This is a genomic window from Pseudomonas sp. A25(2017) (assembly GCF_002001065.1).
GTDB lineage: Bacteria > Pseudomonadota > Gammaproteobacteria > Pseudomonadales > Pseudomonadaceae > Aquipseudomonas > Aquipseudomonas kilonensis.
Window position 1 is genome coordinate 1 of the sequence record NZ_MUOA01000106.1, and the last position, 19143, is coordinate 19143.

The 19143-nt window shown below is 60.4% G+C and carries 13 protein-coding genes and 1 pseudogene; 6 read left to right on the top strand and 8 right to left on the bottom strand.

The genetic code is table 11. The features are described 5' to 3' along the window. The first annotated feature begins 43 nt into the window (after positions 1 to 43). From B0E42_RS25795 to B0E42_RS25805, 3 genes are all read left to right on the top strand, one after another. A complete protein-coding gene (locus B0E42_RS25795; protein WP_077508263.1) occupies positions 44 to 2167 on the top strand; it encodes a type III effector in 2124 nt (707 codons plus the stop codon). A 355-nt stretch (positions 2168 to 2522) separates the two neighbouring features. Next, complete coding sequence (locus tag B0E42_RS25800; protein WP_077508266.1) at positions 2523 to 4928, top strand: penicillin acylase family protein; 2406 nt, start codon at positions 2523 to 2525, stop codon at positions 4926 to 4928. Between the two features lie 103 nt (positions 4929 to 5031). Next, positions 5032 to 5373, top strand: a complete 342-nt coding sequence (locus B0E42_RS25805; protein ID WP_003206631.1) for a carboxymuconolactone decarboxylase family protein — start codon at positions 5032 to 5034, stop codon at positions 5371 to 5373. A gap of 872 nt (positions 5374 to 6245) precedes the next feature. Here the strand turns inward: B0E42_RS25805 and B0E42_RS25810 are convergent. From B0E42_RS25810 to B0E42_RS25845, 8 genes are all read right to left on the bottom strand, one after another. Continuing rightward, entirely contained in the window at positions 6246 to 7133 is an 888-nt protein-coding gene (locus tag B0E42_RS25810) for an ABC transporter permease subunit (RefSeq protein WP_024617273.1), read from the bottom strand. Beyond that, positions 7130 to 8050, bottom strand: coding sequence for an ABC transporter permease subunit (locus B0E42_RS25815; protein WP_018610566.1), 921 nt, complete (start codon positions 8048 to 8050; stop codon positions 7130 to 7132). Before B0E42_RS25815 ends, B0E42_RS25810 begins: the two co-directional genes overlap by 4 nt. Next, entirely contained in the window at positions 8047 to 9189 is a 1143-nt protein-coding gene (locus B0E42_RS25820; protein ID WP_014340741.1) for an ABC transporter ATP-binding protein, read from the bottom strand. Before B0E42_RS25820 ends, B0E42_RS25815 begins: the two co-directional genes overlap by 4 nt. A gap of 61 nt (positions 9190 to 9250) precedes the next feature. After that, a complete protein-coding gene (locus B0E42_RS25825; protein ID WP_077508269.1) occupies positions 9251 to 10348 on the bottom strand; it encodes a polyamine ABC transporter substrate-binding protein in 1098 nt (365 codons plus the stop codon). Between the two features lie 184 nt (positions 10349 to 10532). Next, entirely contained in the window at positions 10533 to 11630 is a 1098-nt protein-coding gene (locus tag B0E42_RS25830; protein WP_053182867.1) for a polyamine ABC transporter substrate-binding protein, read from the bottom strand. Positions 11631 to 11812: 182 nt separating this feature from the next. Continuing rightward, on the bottom strand, positions 11813 to 13177 hold the full coding sequence (locus tag B0E42_RS25835) for an aspartate aminotransferase family protein (RefSeq protein WP_024617270.1): 1365 nt from the start codon (positions 13175 to 13177) through the stop codon (positions 11813 to 11815). Positions 13178 to 13235: 58 nt separating this feature from the next. Next, complete coding sequence (locus B0E42_RS25840; RefSeq protein WP_018610575.1) at positions 13236 to 14594, bottom strand: glutamine synthetase family protein; 1359 nt, start codon at positions 14592 to 14594, stop codon at positions 13236 to 13238. A gap of 40 nt (positions 14595 to 14634) precedes the next feature. Beyond that, positions 14635 to 15411, bottom strand: coding sequence for a gamma-glutamyl-gamma-aminobutyrate hydrolase family protein (locus B0E42_RS25845; RefSeq protein ID WP_077508271.1), 777 nt, complete (start codon positions 15409 to 15411; stop codon positions 14635 to 14637). 278 nt (positions 15412 to 15689) lie between these two features. On the opposite strand from B0E42_RS25845, the gene B0E42_RS25850 reads away from it, so the two are divergent. The 3 genes and pseudogenes from B0E42_RS25850 to B0E42_RS25860 all read left to right on the top strand — a co-directional run. Further along, positions 15690 to 17066: a glutamine synthetase family protein gene (locus tag B0E42_RS25850; RefSeq protein WP_003177396.1), complete on the top strand. Its 1377-nt coding sequence runs from the start codon at positions 15690 to 15692 to the stop codon at positions 17064 to 17066. Positions 17067 to 17352: 286 nt separating this feature from the next. Further along, a complete protein-coding gene (locus B0E42_RS25855; protein ID WP_018610580.1) occupies positions 17353 to 17988 on the top strand; it encodes a TetR/AcrR family transcriptional regulator in 636 nt (211 codons plus the stop codon). A gap of 477 nt (positions 17989 to 18465) precedes the next feature. Next, a pseudogene (locus B0E42_RS25860) lies at positions 18466 to 19017 on the top strand (MgtC/SapB family protein); the annotation flags it as partial. Between the last annotated feature and the right edge of the window lie 126 nt (positions 19018 to 19143).

Below are 19143 nucleotides of genomic sequence, written 5' to 3' on the forward strand. Positions count from 1 at the left end.
GCACCGGGCTCAACAGCGCCCTGTCAATCTAGGAGAGCACGACATGCCAGATTTATCAGTAGGACGAAGCACCAGCTCGGCGGCGTTGCACCAGCAGGACGATCGGATCACGCCGGTGGGGACCAGCCTGTCCGGGCAGGTTCGGCCCTCCACCAATCCCCTAGTGCCTTATCACTTCGAAGGACAGGCGACCGACAAGACCCAGCAAACACTCAGGACCCGGCAGCAGCGCCTGACAGGACTGGTCAACAGCCTCGGCAAGAAAAACCCTGAGAGCGACCCCATCGGCTATGCACGTGAGCATATGAGCCTGGAAGGCAAAGTATTGGGCTACGCGCCAGGCACAAGTTATCAAGATGTACAGAAGCATCTCGCCGAACTCGGCGGCACGCCGCACCCGATGCTGTCGGGCCACGAAGAAACCGAAGCATTCGTCAAGGACTTCAACGAGTACCTGGGCAAGAACGAGGACGACAGGAAAGAGGACGGCGGTTTCAAAGCCGTCTGGGGCAAACACTGCGAGCGCATGGGTAATACCCTTGGCGCCTATCATTCGTTGTGCCAGGAAGTCATCGATAAAACCCCGGAAGGGAACGATCGCCAGCTGCTGCAAAATAGCCATGAAGCCTTCCGCGGTTATGCCAAAGGTGTCATGCAAGCCATGACGCAAGACATGCCCACGCGCTTGAATACCTTCATGGAAAGCCGAATCGAGCATGCGCAACAAGCGGCGAACAACGAGAGCCTTCCCCCGGCCGCACGCGACCAGGCGAAGGATCAACTGGGCCAGTTACGCGAGGTCCAGGGGGAGCTTGGCGAGTTGCTCAAGACCGATGACGACAAGCCGAACACGCCAAGCGAACTGGCAACGGCGACGAAGAAAAACGAGGTGCTGGACACCGCGCTGAAGAACGTCGCACGCCAGGACTATGTCGCCGACCTCAAGACCAAGAGCGGCTTTGTAACCGGCCTGGCGGTGTTCGCCGGGGCGGGAATCCCGCAGGGCGTGGCGTCTGCGGGCCACTTTGGCGCAATCACCGCGTCGATTGATGAAAAAATGGCGGACGCCTCCTACGGCAAGCATGTCGCGGCGACCTCGACTGTGCTTGGCGCCGCCCACAAGGTGATCAGCGACGGCATCCGCCCATTCGTCCAGGTCGTCGTCGACAAGACCATCGGCGCCGGCCTGGAAAAAGTCGATCCGATGTCGGTCTATCCCAAGGCCTTGCAAGTCGTCACGCAGGACGGACGTCGGGTCGAGAACGCTGGACGCAATGCCCTCAACCTCACACAGGAGCAAAAGCGCAACGACTTCAAGCTCAAACAGAACGCGAACAACTTTGGCACCATGAGCGGTGACTTCACCGGCTACCTCGCCTTCGGTGCCGCCCATGCTGTGCGCGACACCATTGATCAATTCACCTCGGTAAACGCCAGCGGCATCCTCGCCCGCTCGGCGGCATCCGCAGTGGGTGGCTCCTTCATGGCGGGTGGCCAGGCAGTGGCGAAATATGCGCAAACCCACGGTGACGAGGAGATCCCTACCTACCGGGTGACAACGGAAAACCGCAACTGGGGCGAGCTGCTACCCAAGGCGTTTTCCGAAGCGACAGGAAAGCTCAACCCGATCAGCATGACCAACATCAGCGACTACGCCAACCGGATCGTAGGCGTAGGCGAAGGGGTCGCCATGCGTACAGCCGTGGGTGACGCAGCCGCGGTGGGTGAAAACCCGGAAGTGCGGGAAAAAATGGAGCAGATTGTCACCACCTTTTTCTCCTCCGGCCTGACGCTGCTTCCGTTCTTTGCCAACAGCGTGGCGGCACCGCTCGAAAACAAGGCGCTGAGCGGCAAAGATGACCTGACCAAGCGAGCAAACGTACCGCTGCAGAACGTGACAAGTCCAAACCGCGACGGTCTGCCCCACACCCAGCCGGAAGGCTGGCGGCGCGACCTCGAAAATACCTACCACGTGACCCGCGGCCTTACTCAGGTCGTTCCGCAAACCGCTATCGCGGGGCTTAACCTGGGTACCGAATGGGCCCAGAGCCTGGCAACGAGGCCCAAAAAAGCCTCTGGCGATGACATTCAACTGGCAGAGCGAGGCGAAGCGCGGACCCAGGGCGGACCGTCCAACGAACCAGCACCCACTACCCGGCCAAGCTGATGAATTCGCCGGGCCATCGTTCGATGGCTTGACGATCACTGGCTGAAACCACCCCTCTACGCCGGCCGCAGGAACCTCCTGTGGCCGGCCCTCGCGACACACGCCGACTCACATCCCTTTGCGCTTGGACGACGGCAGACGTGATTGCTGTGCCTATCAACGATAGCCTTCCGATTCGCGGCGCGGCCTCCAACGCCCAGCCGCTGCCCGAAACCTTCCACCGCCTATACTCCCGCCCGCGAGGCGACCTGGAGAAAATCCCTCCGACGGACGATGCGCCGGGAAGCAGCCATATGCTAAACAGGGAATCAACAGCGAGACCATGGGACCGCTGTCACCAGAATAAGGAATCACCATGAAGCGCACCCTCATCGCCTTCCTGTCATTGATCGTCACCGCGATCATCGTCGCGGGCGGCTACCTCTACAGCAAGCAGCCCACCCGCCAAGGCACGGTGCAGTTGCAAGGGCTGCATGGCTCGGTGACGGTGCGCTACGACGAACGCGGTGTGCCGCATATCCGCGCCGAGAACGAAACCGACCTGTACCGCGCCCTCGGTTATGTCCATGCCCAGGATCGGCTGTTCCAGATGGAGATCATTCGCCGCCTCGCCCGTGGTGAGCTGGCCGAGGTGCTGGGGCCGAAGCTGCTCGATACTGACAAGCTGATGCGCAGCCTGCGCATCCGCGAACGCGCCACGGCCTACGTGACCGAGCAGGACCCACAATCCCCGGCCTGGCTCGCCATGCAAGCCTACCTGGACGGGATCAACGCCTATCAGGACAGCCACACCCGGCCCGTGGAATTCGATGTGCTGGGCATTCCCAAGCGCCCGTTCACCGCGGAAGACACCGTGAGCGTTACCGGCTACATGGCCTACAGCTTCGCCGCGGCCTTTCGCACCGAACCCCTGCTGACCTATGTGCGCGATGTGCTGGGTGCCAACTACCTGAACATTTTCGACCTCGACTGGCAGCCTCAAGGTGTGCTGGCCGAAGGTCGCAAGGGCGGCCTGCCGCTGGCTGCCGCCGACTGGAAAGACCTCAACGCCCTCGCCCGTCTGAGCGAGCAGGCCCTGGCTGATAACGGCCTGCCGCAGTTCGAGGGCAGCAATGCCTGGGCGGTCTCCGGCAGCCGCACCCACAGCGGCAAGCCGTTGCTGGCGGGTGACCCGCACATCCGTTTTTCCACGCCTTCGGTGTGGTACGAGGCGCACTTGTCGGCCCCGGGGTTCGAACTCTACGGGCAATACCAGGCGCTGTTGCCCTTCGCGACGCTGGGCATGAACAAGGATTTCGGCTGGAGCGTCACCATGTTCCAGAACGACGACCTGGACCTGATCGCCGAGAAGGTCAACCCGGACAATCCCGAACAGGTCTGGTATCGCGACAAATGGGTGGACATGACCCGCAGCGAGCAGCAGATCGCGATCAAGGGCCAGGCACCGGTGACGCTGGTGCTGCGCCAGTCGCCCCATGGTCCGATCGTCAACGATGCCCTCGGTGCGAACGCCGGCAAGACCCCGGTCGCCATGTGGTGGGGATTCCTGGAAAGCCGCAACCCGATCCTCGAGGCCTTTTACCAGCTCAACCGCGCCGACACCCTCACCAAGGCTCGCGGCGCTTCGGCCAAGATCCACGCACCCGGGCTGAACGTGGTGTGGGCCAACGCCAAGGGGGACATCGGCTGGTGGGCCGCCGCGCAACTGCCCAAGCGGCCAGCCGGTGTGAAGCCTGGCTTCATCCTCGATGGCAGCAGCCCGGAGGCGGAAAAGGAAGGTTTCTATCCGTTCAGCAGCAATCCGCAGGAAGAGAACCCGGCGCGGGGCTACATCGTCTCGGCCAATTTCCAGCCGGTGCCGGCCAGCGGCATCGAGATTCCCGGTTACTACAACCTCGCCGACCGCGGCCAGCAACTCAACCGTCAGCTCAGCGACAAGCAGGCGAAGTGGGACATCGAAACCACCCAGAAACTGCAGCTGGGCACCACTACCGCCTACGGCCCTCGCCTGCTCGCGCCTTTGCTGCCGGTGCTGCGTGAGGTGGTCAACGACCCACAGGAACGCAAATGGGTGGAACAACTGGCTCAATGGCCGGGCGATTACCCCCTGGACTCCACCAGCGCCACGCTGTTCAACCAGTTCCTGTTCAACCTGGCCGACGCCGCTCTGCACGATGAACTGGGCGACGGCTTCTTCGAAACCGCGCTGTCGACCCGGGTGATCGACGCCGCCCTTCCACGCTTGGCGACCTCTGGAGATTCACCGTGGTGGGATGACCGCACGACCCTCGGCACGGAAACCCGTGCCGACACCGTGAAAAAGGCCTGGGACAAGAGCCTCACCCACCTGAAGACCACCCTCGGCGACGATGCCACGCAATGGCAATGGGGCAAGGCCCACACCCTGACCCATGGCCACCCGCTGGGCCTGCAAAAGCCGCTGGACCGGATCTTCAACGTCGGCCCCTTCGCCGCACCGGGTACCCACGAGGTGCCCAACAACCTCTCCGCCAAAATCGGTCCGGCGCCGTGGCCGGTGACCTATGGGCCTTCGACGCGGCGCATCATCGACTTCGCCGACCCGACCCACAGCGTCACCATCAACCCCGTTGGCCAGAGCGGCGTGCCGTTCGACAAGCATTACGAGGACCAGGCCGAGGCGTACATAGAGGGGCTGTATCACCAGGCGCACCTGGCCGAGGAAGAAGTGACGGCCAATACCCATGGCACCTTGAAACTGTTGCCGGCCCGGGCGCCCTAAAGCGGGCGCGCAGGTCTTTTTCATCGCCTCCCGGGCTTGATCGTCATTGATGGTCAAGACTACAAGGGCGCAATCCCGCCTTTCCCACTAGGAGTCAAACGCTATGTTCAACAACTGGTCCGAGCTGCTGCCTACCATCAAGAGCGCCTTTGGCGCCCTGGGTAAAAGCAACCCGAAGATGGTCAAGGCCTATATGGCCCTGGACGAAGCCGCGGCTGAAAACGACGTGCTCGATGCCAAGACCCGTGAGCTGATCTCCATCGCCGTCGCCATCACCACGCGCTGTGACGGTTGTATCGGCGTACACACCGACGCCGCCATCAAGGCCGGCGCCACCCGCGAAGAAATCGCCGCTACCCTGGCCACCGCGGTGTCGCTCAATGCAGGTGCGGCGTACATCTACTCCTTGCGCGCGCTGGAAGCCCATGACGCGTTGAAGAAGTGAACGGCCAATAACCTGCCGGCCGTATCGCGAGCAGGCTCGCTCCCACAATGGGATTTGCATTCGGTCGCGGATTTATAGGCGCCCCAAAAACCCTGTGGGAGCAAAGCTTGCTCGCGATGACGGCCTGACATTCAACCTCTTCATTGACTGCCACACCGCTATCGCAAGCAAGCTCGCTCCCACAATGGGATCTGCATTCGGCCGCGGGTTTATAGGCGCCCCAAAAACCCTGTGGGAGCAAAGCTTGCTCGCGATGACGGCCTGACATTCAACCTCTTCATTGACTGCCACACCGCTATCGCGAGCAGGCTCGCTCCCACAATGGGATTTGCATTCGGCCGCGGTTTTATAGGCGCCCCAAAAACCCTGTGGGAGCAAAGCTTGCTCGCGATGACGGCCTGACATTCAACCTCTTCATTGACTGCCACACCGCTTTCGCGAGCAAGCCCGCTCCCACAATGGGATTTGCATTCGGTCGCGGGTTTATAGGCAACCCAAAAAACCTGTGGGAGCAAAGCTTGCTCGCGATGACGGCCTGACATTCAACCTCTTCATTGACTGCCACACCGCTTTCGCGAGCAAGCCCGCTCCCACAATGGGATTTGCATTCGGCCGCGGTTTTATAGGCGCCCCAAAAACCCTGTGGGAGCAAAGCTTGCTCGCGATGACGGCCTGACATTCAACCTCTTCATTGACTGCCACACCGCTTTCGCAAGCAAGCTCGCTCCCACAATGGGATTTGCATTCGGTCGCGGACTTATTGGCAACCCAAAAAACCTGTGGGAGCAAAGCTTGCTCGCGATGACGGCCTGACATTCAACCTCTTCATTGACTGCCACACCGCTTTCGCGAGCAAGCCCGCTCCCACAGATTCAGACCGGCGCGGTCTCGGGCCGGCGTACTTCCGGTTGTTTCCAGGAGTCGGCGGCGCTTTCTTCGATGGCTTGCTGGATCGCGCGCTTGCGATTCTCTTCGGCGCGGCGGCTGAAGTACCAGACCAGGAAGGTCACCAGTGACACCGCCAGCAGGATCAGGCTCGCCACGGCGTTGATTTCCGGTTTCACCCCCAGGCGCACCGCCGAGAAGACTTCCATCGGCAAGGTCGTCGAGCCGGGACCGGAGACGAAGCTCGCCAGTACCAGGTCATCCAGAGACAATGCGAACGACATCATGCCCCCCGCCGCCAGTGACGGCGCGATCATCGGGATGGTGATCAGGAAGAACACCTTCCACGGCCGCGCACCGAGGTCCATGGCCGCCTCTTCGATGGACAGGTCCAGCTCACGCAGGCGTGCCGAGACCACCACCGCCACATAGGCCGCGCAGAACGTCGTGTGGGCAATCCAGATCGTGACGATGCCACGCTCCTGGGGCCAGCCGATCATCTGGGCCATGGCCACGAACAGCAGCAACAGCGACAGGCCAGTGATGACTTCCGGCATCACCAACGGCGCGGTGACCAGGCCGCCGAACAGCGTGCGGCCCTTGAAGTGGGTGATGCGGGTCAGCACGAAAGCCGCCAGCGTACCCAGGGCCACCGCGGCAATCGCCGTGTAGCAGGCGATTTCCAGCGAGCGCACCACCGAGCCCATCAGCTGGCTGTTGTCCAGCAGGCCGACGTACCACTTGATCGACCAGCCGCCCCACACCGTCACCAGTTTCGAGGCGTTGAACGAGTAGATCACCAGGATCAACATCGGCGCGTAGATGAACATAAAACCCAGCACCAGCATCAGGCTTGAAAAACTGAAGCGCTTCATTCCTTGCCCTCCATTTCTTTGGCCTGACTGCGGTTGAACAGGATGATGGGCACGATCAGGATCGCCAGCATCACCACCGCCAGGGCGGATGCCACCGGCCAGTCTCGGTTATTGAAGAATTCCTGCCACAGCACTTTGCCGATCATCAGGGTTTCCGGGCCGCCCAGCAGTTCCGGGATCACGAACTCGCCCACCACGGGGATGAACACCAGCATGCAGCCGGCGACAATGCCGTTCTTGGACAGCGGCACGGTGATTTTCCAGAAGCTGTTGAAGGTACTCGAACCCAGGTCCGACGCGGCCTCCAGCAAGCTGGAGTCGTGCTTCACCAGGTTGGCATACAACGGCAGGATCATGAACGGCAGATAGGAGTAGACGACCCCGATATACACCGCCAGGTTGGTGTTGAGGATCTGCAGCGGTTCGCTGATCCACCCCATGCTCAGCAAAAAGCCGTTGAGCAGGCCGTTGTTGCTGAGGATCCCCATCCACGCGTAGACCCGGATCAAAATCGCGGTCCAGGTCGGCATCATGATCAGCAGCACCAGCACCGTCTGCATCTCTTTGCGGGCATTGGCGATGCCATAGGCCATCGGATAACCGATCAGCAAGCACAGGACGGTGCTGATCAGCGCCATCTTCAGCGAGCCTAGGTAGGCGGCGATGTACAGCTCGTCCTCGCTCAGCATCGCGTAGTTGGCGAGGTTGAGCAGCACCTGCAGCTTCTGGTCGACGTAGCTGTAGATCTCGGTGTACGGCGGAATGGCGACGTCGGCTTCGGCGAAGCTGATCTTCAGGACGATGAAGAACGGCAGCATGAAGAACAGGAACAGCCAGATGAAGGGCACCCCGATGACCAGTTGGCGGCCACCGGGCGTTATTCGATCGAGTCGGCGTTTGAGTTTGCGCAGGTTCATGAGCGAAGCACCACGCCGCTGTCGTCTTCCCACCAGACGAACACCTGGTCGCCCCAGGTCGGACGCTGGCCACGGCGTTCGGCGTTGGCGACGAAGGACTGCACCAGCTTGCCGCTCGGCAACTCGACGTAGAACACCGAGTGGCCGCCCAGGTAGGCGATGTCATGGACCTTGCCGCTGGACCAGTTGTGCTCACAGGTCGGCTGCTCGGACGTGACCAGCAGCTTTTCCGGGCGAATGGCGTAGGTCACGGACTTGTCCTGCACCGAGGTGCTGATGCCGTGGCCCACGTAGATGTTGCGGTCCAGGTCCTTGCAAGTCAGCACCGCGTGGCCTTCGGCGTCGTCCACCACTTCGGTCTCGAAGATGTTGACGTTGCCAATGAACTCGCAGACCAGCCGGCTGGTCGGGGTTTCGTAGATGTCGATCGGGCTGCCGATCTGGGCGATCCAGCCCAGGTGCATGATCGCGATGCGTTCGGCCATGGTCATGGCCTCTTCCTGGTCGTGGGTCACCATGACGCAGGTCACGCCGACCCGCTCGATGATCTCCACCAGCTCAAGCTGCATTTGCGAGCGCAGCTTCTTGTCCAAGGCGCCCATTGGCTCGTCGAGCAACAACAGCTTCGGGCGCTTGGCCAGGGAACGGGCCAGGGCCACGCGTTGACGCTGGCCGCCGGAGAGCTGGTGCGGCTTGCGCTTGGCGTATTGGCTCATCTGCACCAGCTTGAGCATTTCAGCCACGCGGGCATCGACCTCGGCTTTCGGGATCTTGTCCTGCTGCAGACCGAAGGCGATGTTCTGCGCCACAGTCATGTGGGGGAACAAAGCGTAGGACTGGAACATCATGTTGATCGGCCGCTCGTAAGGCGGCATGTCGGTGATGTCCACGCCATCGAGGAAAATCCGTCCCTCGGTGGGCCGCTCGAAACCGGCCAGCATGCGTAGCAAGGTGGATTTGCCCGATCCCGAACCGCCGAGCAAGGCAAATATCTCGCCTTTCTTGATTTCCAGGGACACATCGTCCACGGCAATCGTCTCGTCGAACTTTTTCGTGACCCGGTCGATTTTGACCAACACCTGTTTGGGTGTCTGGTCGCCCTCGAGGGCTTTCTTATAGGCGCCGGAGGCAACTGCCATTTACGAAACTCCCACAGAATTTGCAGTTCGCCCCACGTGGACGAACCTAAGAGTGTTGACGTTATTTACCCGACTTGACCTTGGTCCAGCTGCGGGTCATGAGTCGTTGGATCTTGGGCGGCAACTCAGAGTTGACGTAGAGCTTGTCGACGACCGCTTGCGGTGGGTACACCGCTTCATCGGTGCGCACTTTCTGGTCCATCAGTTCGCCAGCCTTCGGGTTCGGGTTGGCGTAACCGACAACGTCGCTGACCTGGGCGATGACCTCAGGCTTGAGCACATAGTTGATGAAGGCGTGCGCCTGCTTGACGTTGGTGGCGTCACGCGGGATCGCCAGCATGTCGAACCAGAGGTTGCCGCCTTCCTTGGGAATCACGTAGGCGATTTCGACGCCCTTGCCGGCTTCGCTGGCGCGTTCACGGGCCTGGAAGATGTCACCGGAGAAACCGGCGGCCACGCAGATCTCGCCATTGGCCAGGTCGGAGATGTACTTGGAGGAGTTGAAGTAGGTCACGTAAGGCCGGATCTTGAGGAGCTGAGCCTCGGCCTTCTTGTAGTCTTCAGGGTCTTCGCTGTTGGGGTTCAGGCCCAGGTAATTGAGCATCGCCGGGATCATCTCGTCGCCCGAGTCGAGGAACGAAACACCGCAGCTGGACAGCTTCTTGATGTTTTCCGGCTCGAACAGCATGGCCCACGAATCGATCTTGTCGACGCCCAGGACTGCCTTGATCTTCTCGACGTTGTAGCCGATGCCGTTGGTGCCCCACAGGTAAGGCACGGCGTACTGGTTGCCCGGGTCGTTCTTTTCCAGGCGTTTGAGCAGCACAGAGTCGAGGTTGGCGTAGTTGGGCAACTGCGCCTTGTCGAGCTTCTGGAACGCCCCGGCCTTGATCTGCTTGCCCAGGAAGTGGTTGGACGGCACCACCACGTCATAACCGGTACGCCCGGCCAGCAACTTGCCTTCCAGGGTTTCGTTGGAGTCGAACACGTCATACACCGGCTTGATGCCAGTGGCTTTTTCGAAATCCGCCAGGGTGGTCTCGCCGATGTAGTCCGACCAATTATAAATATGCACGGTGGAGGCGGCCTGGACGCTGACGGCGAGCGTCAGGCCGGCACCGACCAGCAAGGCGTTACGTAACAAAGAAAAGACTGGCACGTGGAGGTCCTCTTAAATAGTTGGGCCCAAGTTGCCCCCGTTACTTGGCCAAGAGAGGCCCTGCAACAAAACCGGCGCGCAACTTACCCTCGATAAACCGATCCAGCAAAACTTTTAGTTATTTAATTGCTCCTGTTGCCGCCGCCGCGATGGCAGCGACAACAGGAGGATGCTTCAGGCCGGCTTATTTACCGGATTTGATCTTGGTCCAGCTGCGGGTCATGATCCGCTGGGTCGCGGCGGGCAGGTCGGCAATCGCGTAAAGCTTGGCTTGCACGTCTGCCGGCGGGTAGATGCCCGGGTCGCTGGTGATTTCCTTGTTGACCAGCGGCGTGGAGGCCGCGTTGCCGTTCGGGAAGCTCACGATATCGGTGATTTCAGCCATGATTTCCGGCTTATGCAGGAAGGTCATGAACTTGTAGGCACCCTCGACGTTCTCGGCATCCTTGGGGATGGCGACCATGTCGAAGAAGCTGCCAGCACCTTCCTTCGGAATGTTGTAGCTGACTTTAACCTTGCCGCCGGCTTCGGCCGCGCGGGACTTGGCCTGGTAGATGTCGCCCGAGTAGCCGACCGCTACGCAGATGTTGCCGTTGGCCAGGTCGGAGATGTACTTGGAGGAGTGGAAGTAGCCGATCGAAGGACGGATCTTGAGGAACAGTGCCTCGGCTTCAGCCAGTTGTTTCTTGTCCTGGCTGTCGGTCGGGTAGCCCAGGTAGTGCAGTGCCACCGGGATCATCTCGGTCGGCGAGTCGAGGAAGCTGATGCCACAGGCTTTCAGCTTGGCCGCGTTTTCCGGTTTGAACAGCAGGTCCCACGAGTTGGTCGGCGCGTCGGCACCCAGCGCGGCCTTGACCTTCTCGGCGTTGAAGCCGATGCCGATCGAACCCCACATGTACGGGAAGGCGTGTTCGTTGCCCGGGTCGCTCACGGAAACGGCCTTGAGCAGGTCGGTATTCAGGTTTTTCCAGTTGGGCAACTTGGACTTGTCGAGTTTCTGGTAGACCCCGGCCTTGATCTGCTTGGCCAGGAAGTTGTTCGACGGCACCACGATGTCGTAACCGGATTTGCCGGCCAGCAACTTGGCTTCCAGGGTTTCGTTGCTATCGAACACGTCGTAGACGACTTTGATCCCCGACTCTTTCTCGAACTTGGCGACGGTGTCCGGCGCAATGTAGTCGGACCAGTTATAGACGTGCAGCACTTTGTCGTCCGCCTGAACAGCGCCCGCCATCACGCCCATCAGGGACATGGCGAGGAGGGTCTTGCCAGCTATCTTCATACCTAATGCCTTCATGAAAAAATGCTCCAGTTATTCTTCTTAGCCACAGTTCAGTAGCCGACTCTCTGGCAACTTGAACAGCCGGTAGTCTGGCAAGTTACAGGCCAGGCTTTCAACACAAGCCCAGCCTTTTATTCTCGCTGGGCGAGGCCCTTGCAGGCACCTCGCTCAGAGCCTAGCACTTAGCCTTGCAACGCACTGAGCGTCAGGTCCAGGCACTGCCGCGCCTTGGTCACCAACTCATCGATCTCGGCCTTGCTGATCACCAGCGGCGGCGCAATGATCATGGTGTCGCCCACCGCGCGCATGATCAGCCCGTTATCGAAACAGAACTGCCGGCAGATCATGCCCACGCCCTTGCCTTCGTAGCGCTTGCGCGTGGCCTTGTCCTGAACCAGTTCGATCGCCCCCAGCAAACCGACCCCGCGCACTTCACCCACCAGAGGATGATCGTTCAGTTCCCGCAAACGCTTCTGCAAATAGGGTGCCGTTTCAGCATGGACGCGCTCGATGATTTTTTCGTCGCGCAGGATGCGGATGTTTTCCAGGGCCACTGCCGCGGCCACCGGGTGACCGGAATAGGTAAACCCGTGGTTGAAGTCGCCGCCTTCATTGAGCACCGCGACCACGTCGTCGCGCACGATCAGCCCGCCCATGGGGATGTAGCCGGAGGTCAGGCCCTTGGCGATGGTCATCATGTGCGGTTTCAACCCGTAATGGTCGGTACCGAACCACTCACCGGTACGGCCGAAGCCACAGATCACTTCGTCGGCCACGAACAGGATGTCGTACTTGGCGAGGATTTCCTTCATGCGCGGCCAGTAGCTGTCCGGCGGCACGATCACGCCGCCGGCGCCCTGGATCGGCTCGGCGATGAAGGCGCCGACGTTGTCCACGCCGAGCTCCAGGATCTTTTCTTCCAACTGGTTGGCCGCCCACACGCCGAACTCTTCGGGGCTCATGTCGCCGCCTTCGCCGAACCAATAAGGTTGGGCGATGTGGACAATGCCCGGGATCGGCAAGTCGCCCTGTTCATGCATATAGGTCATGCCGCCCAGGCTCGCGCCGGCCACGGTCGAACCGTGATAACCGTTCTTGCGGCTGATGATGACTTTCTTGTTCGGCTGGCCCTTGATCGCCCAATAGTGGCGGACCATCCGCAGCATGGTGTCGTTGCCCTCGGAGCCGGAGCCGGTGAAGAACACGTGGTTCATGCCTTCAGGGGCGATGTCGGCGATGGCTTTGGACAATTCCAGCACTGGCGGGTGGGCCGTCTGGAAGAACAGGTTGTAGTACGGCAGCTCGCGCATCTGTTGGCTGGCGGCGTCGGCCAATTCCTCGCGGCCATAACCGACGGCCACGCACCAGAGGCCGGCCATGCCGTCGAGGATCTTGTTGCCTTCACTGTCCCAGAGGTAGACGCCCTTGGCGTGGGTGATGATGCGCGGGCCTTTCTCTTTGAGCTGCTTGAAGTCGCTGAACGGCGCCAGGTGGTGATCGTTGCTCAGGGCCTGCCATTCACGGGTTTGCGGGTTATTGCGGGTCATGCCAATTCTCCTGTTATCGGTGAGGGCGAAGCTGCCTGAAGCAGCCCCGCCCGGCGCTTCAGACGGCAAAGAGCAGGAATTCCCGCTCCCACGAACTGATCACGCGCTTGAAGTTTTCATGCTCGGCCCGCTTGACCGCGACGTAGCCTGTGATGAATTTCTTGCCCAGGTATTTCTCGATGGTGGTGCTGTTTTCCATGCGTTCCAGGGCGTCTTCGATGGTCAGCGGCAAACGCAGGTTGCGGCGTTCGTAGCCTCGGCCCACCACCGGCGCGCTCGGGTTGATGCCTTCGACCATGCCGATGAAGCCACACAGCAGGCTGGCGGCAATCGCCAGGTACGGGTTGGCATCGGCGCCCGGCAAGCGGTTTTCCACCCGACGGTTCTGCGGCCCGGCATCCGGCACGCGCAAGCCCACGGTGCGGTTCTCTTCTCCCCACTCCACGTTCACCGGCGCCGACGTGTCCGGCAGGAAGCGGCGGAACGAGTTGACGTTGGGGGCGAACAGCGGCAACAGCTCGGGGATGAATTTCTGCAGGCCGCCGATGTGGTGCAGGAACAGATCGCTCATGGTCCCGTCTTCATTGGAGAAGACGTTCTTGCCGGTTTCCTTGTCGATGATGCTCTGGTGCAAGTGCATCGCACTGCCCGGCTCGCCGGTCATGGGCTTGGCCATGAAGGTGGCAGCCACGTCGTGCTTGAGTGCCGCTTCGCGCATGGTGCGCTTGAACACCAGGATCTGGTCGGCCAGGGACAGGGCATCGCCATGACGGAAATTGATTTCCATCTGCGCCGTGCCGTCCTCGTGGATCAGGGTATCGAGGTCCAGTTCCTGCAGTTCGCACCAGTCGTAGACGTCTTCGAACAGCGGGTCGAATTCGTTGGCCGCTTCGATCGAAAAGGACTGCCGGCCGGTTTCCGGGCGGCCGGAGCGGCCAACGGGCGGTTGCAGCGGAAAGTCCGGGTCGTCGCTGCGCTTGGTCAGGTAGAACTCCATTTCCGGCGCGACGATCGGCTGCCAACCCTTGTCGGCGTAGAGCTTGAGCACTTTCTTGAGCACGTTGCGCGGCGACAGCTCGATGGGGTTGCCCTGCTTGTCGTAGGCGTCGTGGATGACCTGGGCAGTGGGCTCGATGGCCCAGGGCACAAGGAATACTGCGTTCTCGTCCGGGCGGCAGATCATGTCGATGTCGGCAGGGTCGAGCAGTTCGTAATAGATGTCGTCTTCGACATAGTCGCCCGTCACGGTCTGGAGCAGAACGCTCTCGGGCAGGCGCATGCCTTTCTCGGCGATGAACTTGTTGGTCGGCGAGATCTTGCCCCGGGTGATACCGGTGAGGTCGCCAATCATGCATTCGACTTCTGTGATCTTGTGGTCTTTCAACCAATCGGTGAGCTGGTCGAGGTTGTTACTCATAAATGCCTCTAGGCGTGAGTTTCCTGACTGCTATTAGTCGTCAGGCGTTGTTTGACGCATCGGCGTCGCGTTGTGCTGCCCTTGCTCGGCAGGCATCGCCAAATGCCTGGAAAATCGCAAGGTAGTGCGGGTTAGAGCTTACCTCCCATTCGGGGTGCCATTGCACACCTAAAGCAAAAGCCTTGCCTTCTGGCACCGAAACAGCCTCGATCAGGCCATCGGGCGCCACCGCTTCGGCCCGCAACCCCGGTGCCAGGCGCTCGATGCCCTGGCTGTGGATCGAGTTGACCTCCATTAGCTGGGGCAGCCCCAGGCCTGTCAGTACACCGCCAGGCTGGATATGCACGGCGTGGGCAGGACCGTATTGGACATCCACCGCTTGAGTATCGTCTTCACGATGATCGATGAAGGTTCCGACTTCGTGAACTTTCTGATGCAGGCTGCCGCCAAAGGCTACGTTCATCTCCTGGAAACCTCGGCAAATGCCCAGCACCGGGATGCCCGCAGCGACAGAGGCGCGGATCAGCGGCAGGGTGGTGGCGTCCCGTGCAGGATCATGAGCAGTGCCTGGCGCACTGGCCGGGCCCTGGTAATGAAAAGGTTCTACATTGGAAGGAGAGCCGGTAAAGAGAATACCGTCCAGGGCGTCCAGAATATCGGACGGCGGGAACAGATCCGCCAGGGACGGAAGCAGCACTGGCAGGCCCTTGGCGGCTGTCGCGACAGCCCGGGAATATTTATCGCCACTGATGTGATAAGCATGCAGACCAATCTGCCTGGAGCAGGTGGTGACGCCGATTAACGGCAGGCGAGACATGAAGCACCCCGGTATTATTGCTGTTATGGGTTTGAATCGAGCTTAGCCTTGTTCATTTTTTTACACAACACCCCCGTAAAAAATACAACACGGCCCGCTCAAGCCCGCAGGCGCCAAGACCGTTAAAGGGAAAAAAACGCCCTAAATTGCCTCAAAAAAGCCTTGAAGGTGCTTTTTTAGGGCAAAAAAGGCCCTGCTTGACTTCGGCATGCCGTTCGGGTTGACTGGCTTTCGAAGAGATCAATGATTGATATTTTTAACAACAAAGGTGTTGCATCATGTCGGTACCCCCGCGTGCCGTTCAGCTTAACGAAGCGAACGCGTTCCTTAAGGAACATCCTGAGGTTCTGTACGTTGACCTTCTGATTGCGGATATGAATGGTGTGGTGCGCGGCAAGCGCATAGAACGCACCAGCCTCCACAAGGTTTACGAGAAAGGCATCAACCTGCCGGCCTCTTTATTTGCCCTGGATATCAACGGCTCTACGGTGGAAAGCACCGGCCTGGGTCTGGACATCGGCGATGCCGACCGGATCTGCTATCCAATCCCTGACACCCTGTGCAACGAGCCTTGGCAGAAGCGCCCCACTGCGCAACTGTTGATGACCATGCACGAACTCGAAGGCGAGCCTTTCTTCGCCGACCCGCGTGAAGTCCTGCGCCAAGTCGTGACCAAGTTCGATGAACTGGGCCTGACTATCTGCGCCGCATTCGAGCTGGAGTTCTACCTGATCGACCAGGAGAACGTGAATGGACGCCCACAACCGCCTCGCTCGCCGATCTCCGGCAAACGCCCGCACTCGACCCAGGTCTACCTGATCGATGACCTCGACGAATACGTCGATTGCCTCCAGGACATTCTGGAAGGGGCCAAGGAGCAAGGCATTCCCGCCGACGCCATCGTCAAGGAAAGTGCCCCGGCGCAGTTCGAAGTGAACCTGCACCACGTGGCCGACCCGATCAAGGCCTGCGACTATGCGGTCCTGCTCAAGCGTCTGATCAAGAACATCGCCTACGACCATGAAATGGACACCACCTTCATGGCCAAGCCTTATCCGGGCCAGGCGGGTAATGGTCTGCACGTCCACATCTCGATTCTTGATAAAGATGGCAAGAATATTTTTGCCAGCGAGGATCCCGAGCAGAACGCCGCACTGCGTCACGCGATCGGCGGTGTGCTCGAGACCCTGCCCGCGCAGATGGCTTTCCTCTGCCCTAACGTCAACTCCTACCGTCGTTTCGGCGCACAGTTCTACGTGCCGAACTCGCCGACCTGGGGCCTGGACAACCGCACCGTGGCCTTGCGCGTCCCTACCGGTTCGGCCGATGCCGTGCGCCTGGAACACCGCGTCGCCGGCGCCGATGCCAACCCGTACCTGCTGATGGCCGCCGTGCTGGCGGGCGTACACCATGGCCTGACCAACAAGATCGAGCCCGGTGCGCCGGTGGAAGGCAACAGCTACGAGCAGAACGAGCAAAGCCTGCCGAACAACTTGCGCGATGCCCTGCGCGAGCTGGACGACAGCGAAGTCATGGCCAAGTACATCGACCCGAAATACATCGATATATTCGTGGCCTGCAAGGAAAGCGAGCTGGAGGAGTTCGAACACTCCATCTCCGACCTCGAGTACAACTGGTACCTGCATACCGTGTAAGCGGTTGCGGTAAACAAGAAACGCCGCAGGCCTTATGGCCTGCGGCGTTTTTTTGTATCTGGGGGGATGGCCGCCTTCGGCGGATCGCGAGCAAGCTCAGCTCCCACAGGGGTTCTTCGTGATCATTTGGTCTCATTCACAAAGCTCCCACAGGGGGGCTTTGTGATCATTTGGTCTGATTCACAATGTATTGCTCTGTGGGAGCAAGGCTTGCCCGCGATGAGGGCCGGGAAGACAACACAGGACCCGACTCGTACAATGCCCGGCAGCCCCGCAGGAGACGTCCATGACGCGCATCGCCACCCCCCGCAAACCCCGCGCACGCAGCCAGGCCCGGATCGACACCATTCTTGATGCCGCCCGTACGCTGCTTGCCGCCGAAGGTGTGGCCAGCCTGTCGATCTACAGCGTCGCCGAGCGCGCCGGGATCCCGCCCTCTTCCGTGTACCACTTCTTCGCCAGCGTCCCGGCCCTGCTCGAAGCCCTGACCGCCGACATCCACGCCGCCTTTCGCGCCGGCCTGCAAGCACCGATTGATCATGCGGCGTTGAACCACTGGCACGACCTGTCACGGCTGGTGGAGCAGCGCATGCTCACCATCTACAGCCAGGACGCCGCCGCTCGCCAACTGATCCTGGCCCAGCACGGCCTGACCGAAGTCATCCAGGCCGACCGCCAGCACGACCTCGAGCTGGGCGACCTGATGCATAAGGTGTTCAACCACCATTTCGAGCTGCCGAGCTTGCCCAAAGACGTCGACGTATTCGCCCTGGCCATGGAACTGGGCGACCGCGTCTACGCCCGCTCGGTACAACAACACGGCCAGATCACCCCGCGCATGGCCGAAGAAGGCATGCGGGTGTTCGATGCGTACCTGGGGTTGTACCTGCCGCCGTATCTGCCCAAGCGTGAAGCGCCCTGATCCATGTGGCGAGGGAGCTTGCTCCCGCTGGGCTGCGCTGCGCAGCAGCCCCCCTTCCAACCCCAACAAAGCGCATTGTTCAGGCCGCCTGAAACAGTGACCGATGTAACGATATCGAAGTAGCCTGAAACAAAATCCCTCCAGCCGTTGTTTGACTTCTACATATAAAAAACCTACTTTCGCCCCCGCTTTTTAGTCAACACAGGAGTCCAGTCTTGGACAGTTACCCCAGTCGATCCCGACAGGCTAAAGCGGCAAGCTAGTCCAGCAGAGTCCCTCTCTGCCACTTTCCTGCCGTCTTACGGCGGATAGTGGTATTTCGTTCCCGACCCGGGATTCGAACCTCCTTCCCCTATGAGTTCCCCTCAGTGCCCGCACGTAAGTGCCTAGCGCATCTGTGGTTTTCGCTCATGCCTGCGCGATCCATCCCTAAAACTCTGTTCGCCATTCGAACAATTGTCGGTATGGAAGTGAATTATGGATTGGAAGATTTTTTTCCTGCGCGTGACCGTCGCGCTCGCTCTAGGTGCCCTGGTGGGTGCCGAACGTCAACTTCGCCAGCGTCTGGCTGGACTGCGCACCAACGCCTTGGTTTCGACCGGCGCGGCCTTGTTCGTCATGGTGTCCCTGCTGACCTCCAACGGCGATAGCTCGGGCGCTGCACGGATCGCCGCTCAAGTCGTTTCCGGCATCGGTTTCCTGGGTGCCGGTGTAATCATGCGCGAAGGCCTCAATGTACGCGGCCTTAATACCGCCGCCACGCTCTGGTGCTCTGCTGCGATAGGCATCTTGTCGGGTATGGGTCATATGTTGGAAGCCGCCATGGGCACCCTGGTGGTGCTCTGCGCCAACATCCTGCTGCGCGAAGCCGCTCAGCGTATAAACCGCCAGGGCGCAGCCGCAGCCGTGGAAGTTGATCAGCGCTTTACCTTCAACATTGTCTGCCGGGCCGAGGATGAGGTGCACGTACGCACCCTGGTTCTGCATGGCTTGAGCGGAAGCGCACTACGTTTGCAATCACTGCACAGTGTAGTGGTCTAATGAAACCGGACACCCATTTAGGCGAGAATGCTCGCCAGATCGAGGTGTCAGATGACCAAACAACGCCGCTCCTTTACTCCTGAATTCAAGCGCGAGGCTGCCGACCTTGTGCTC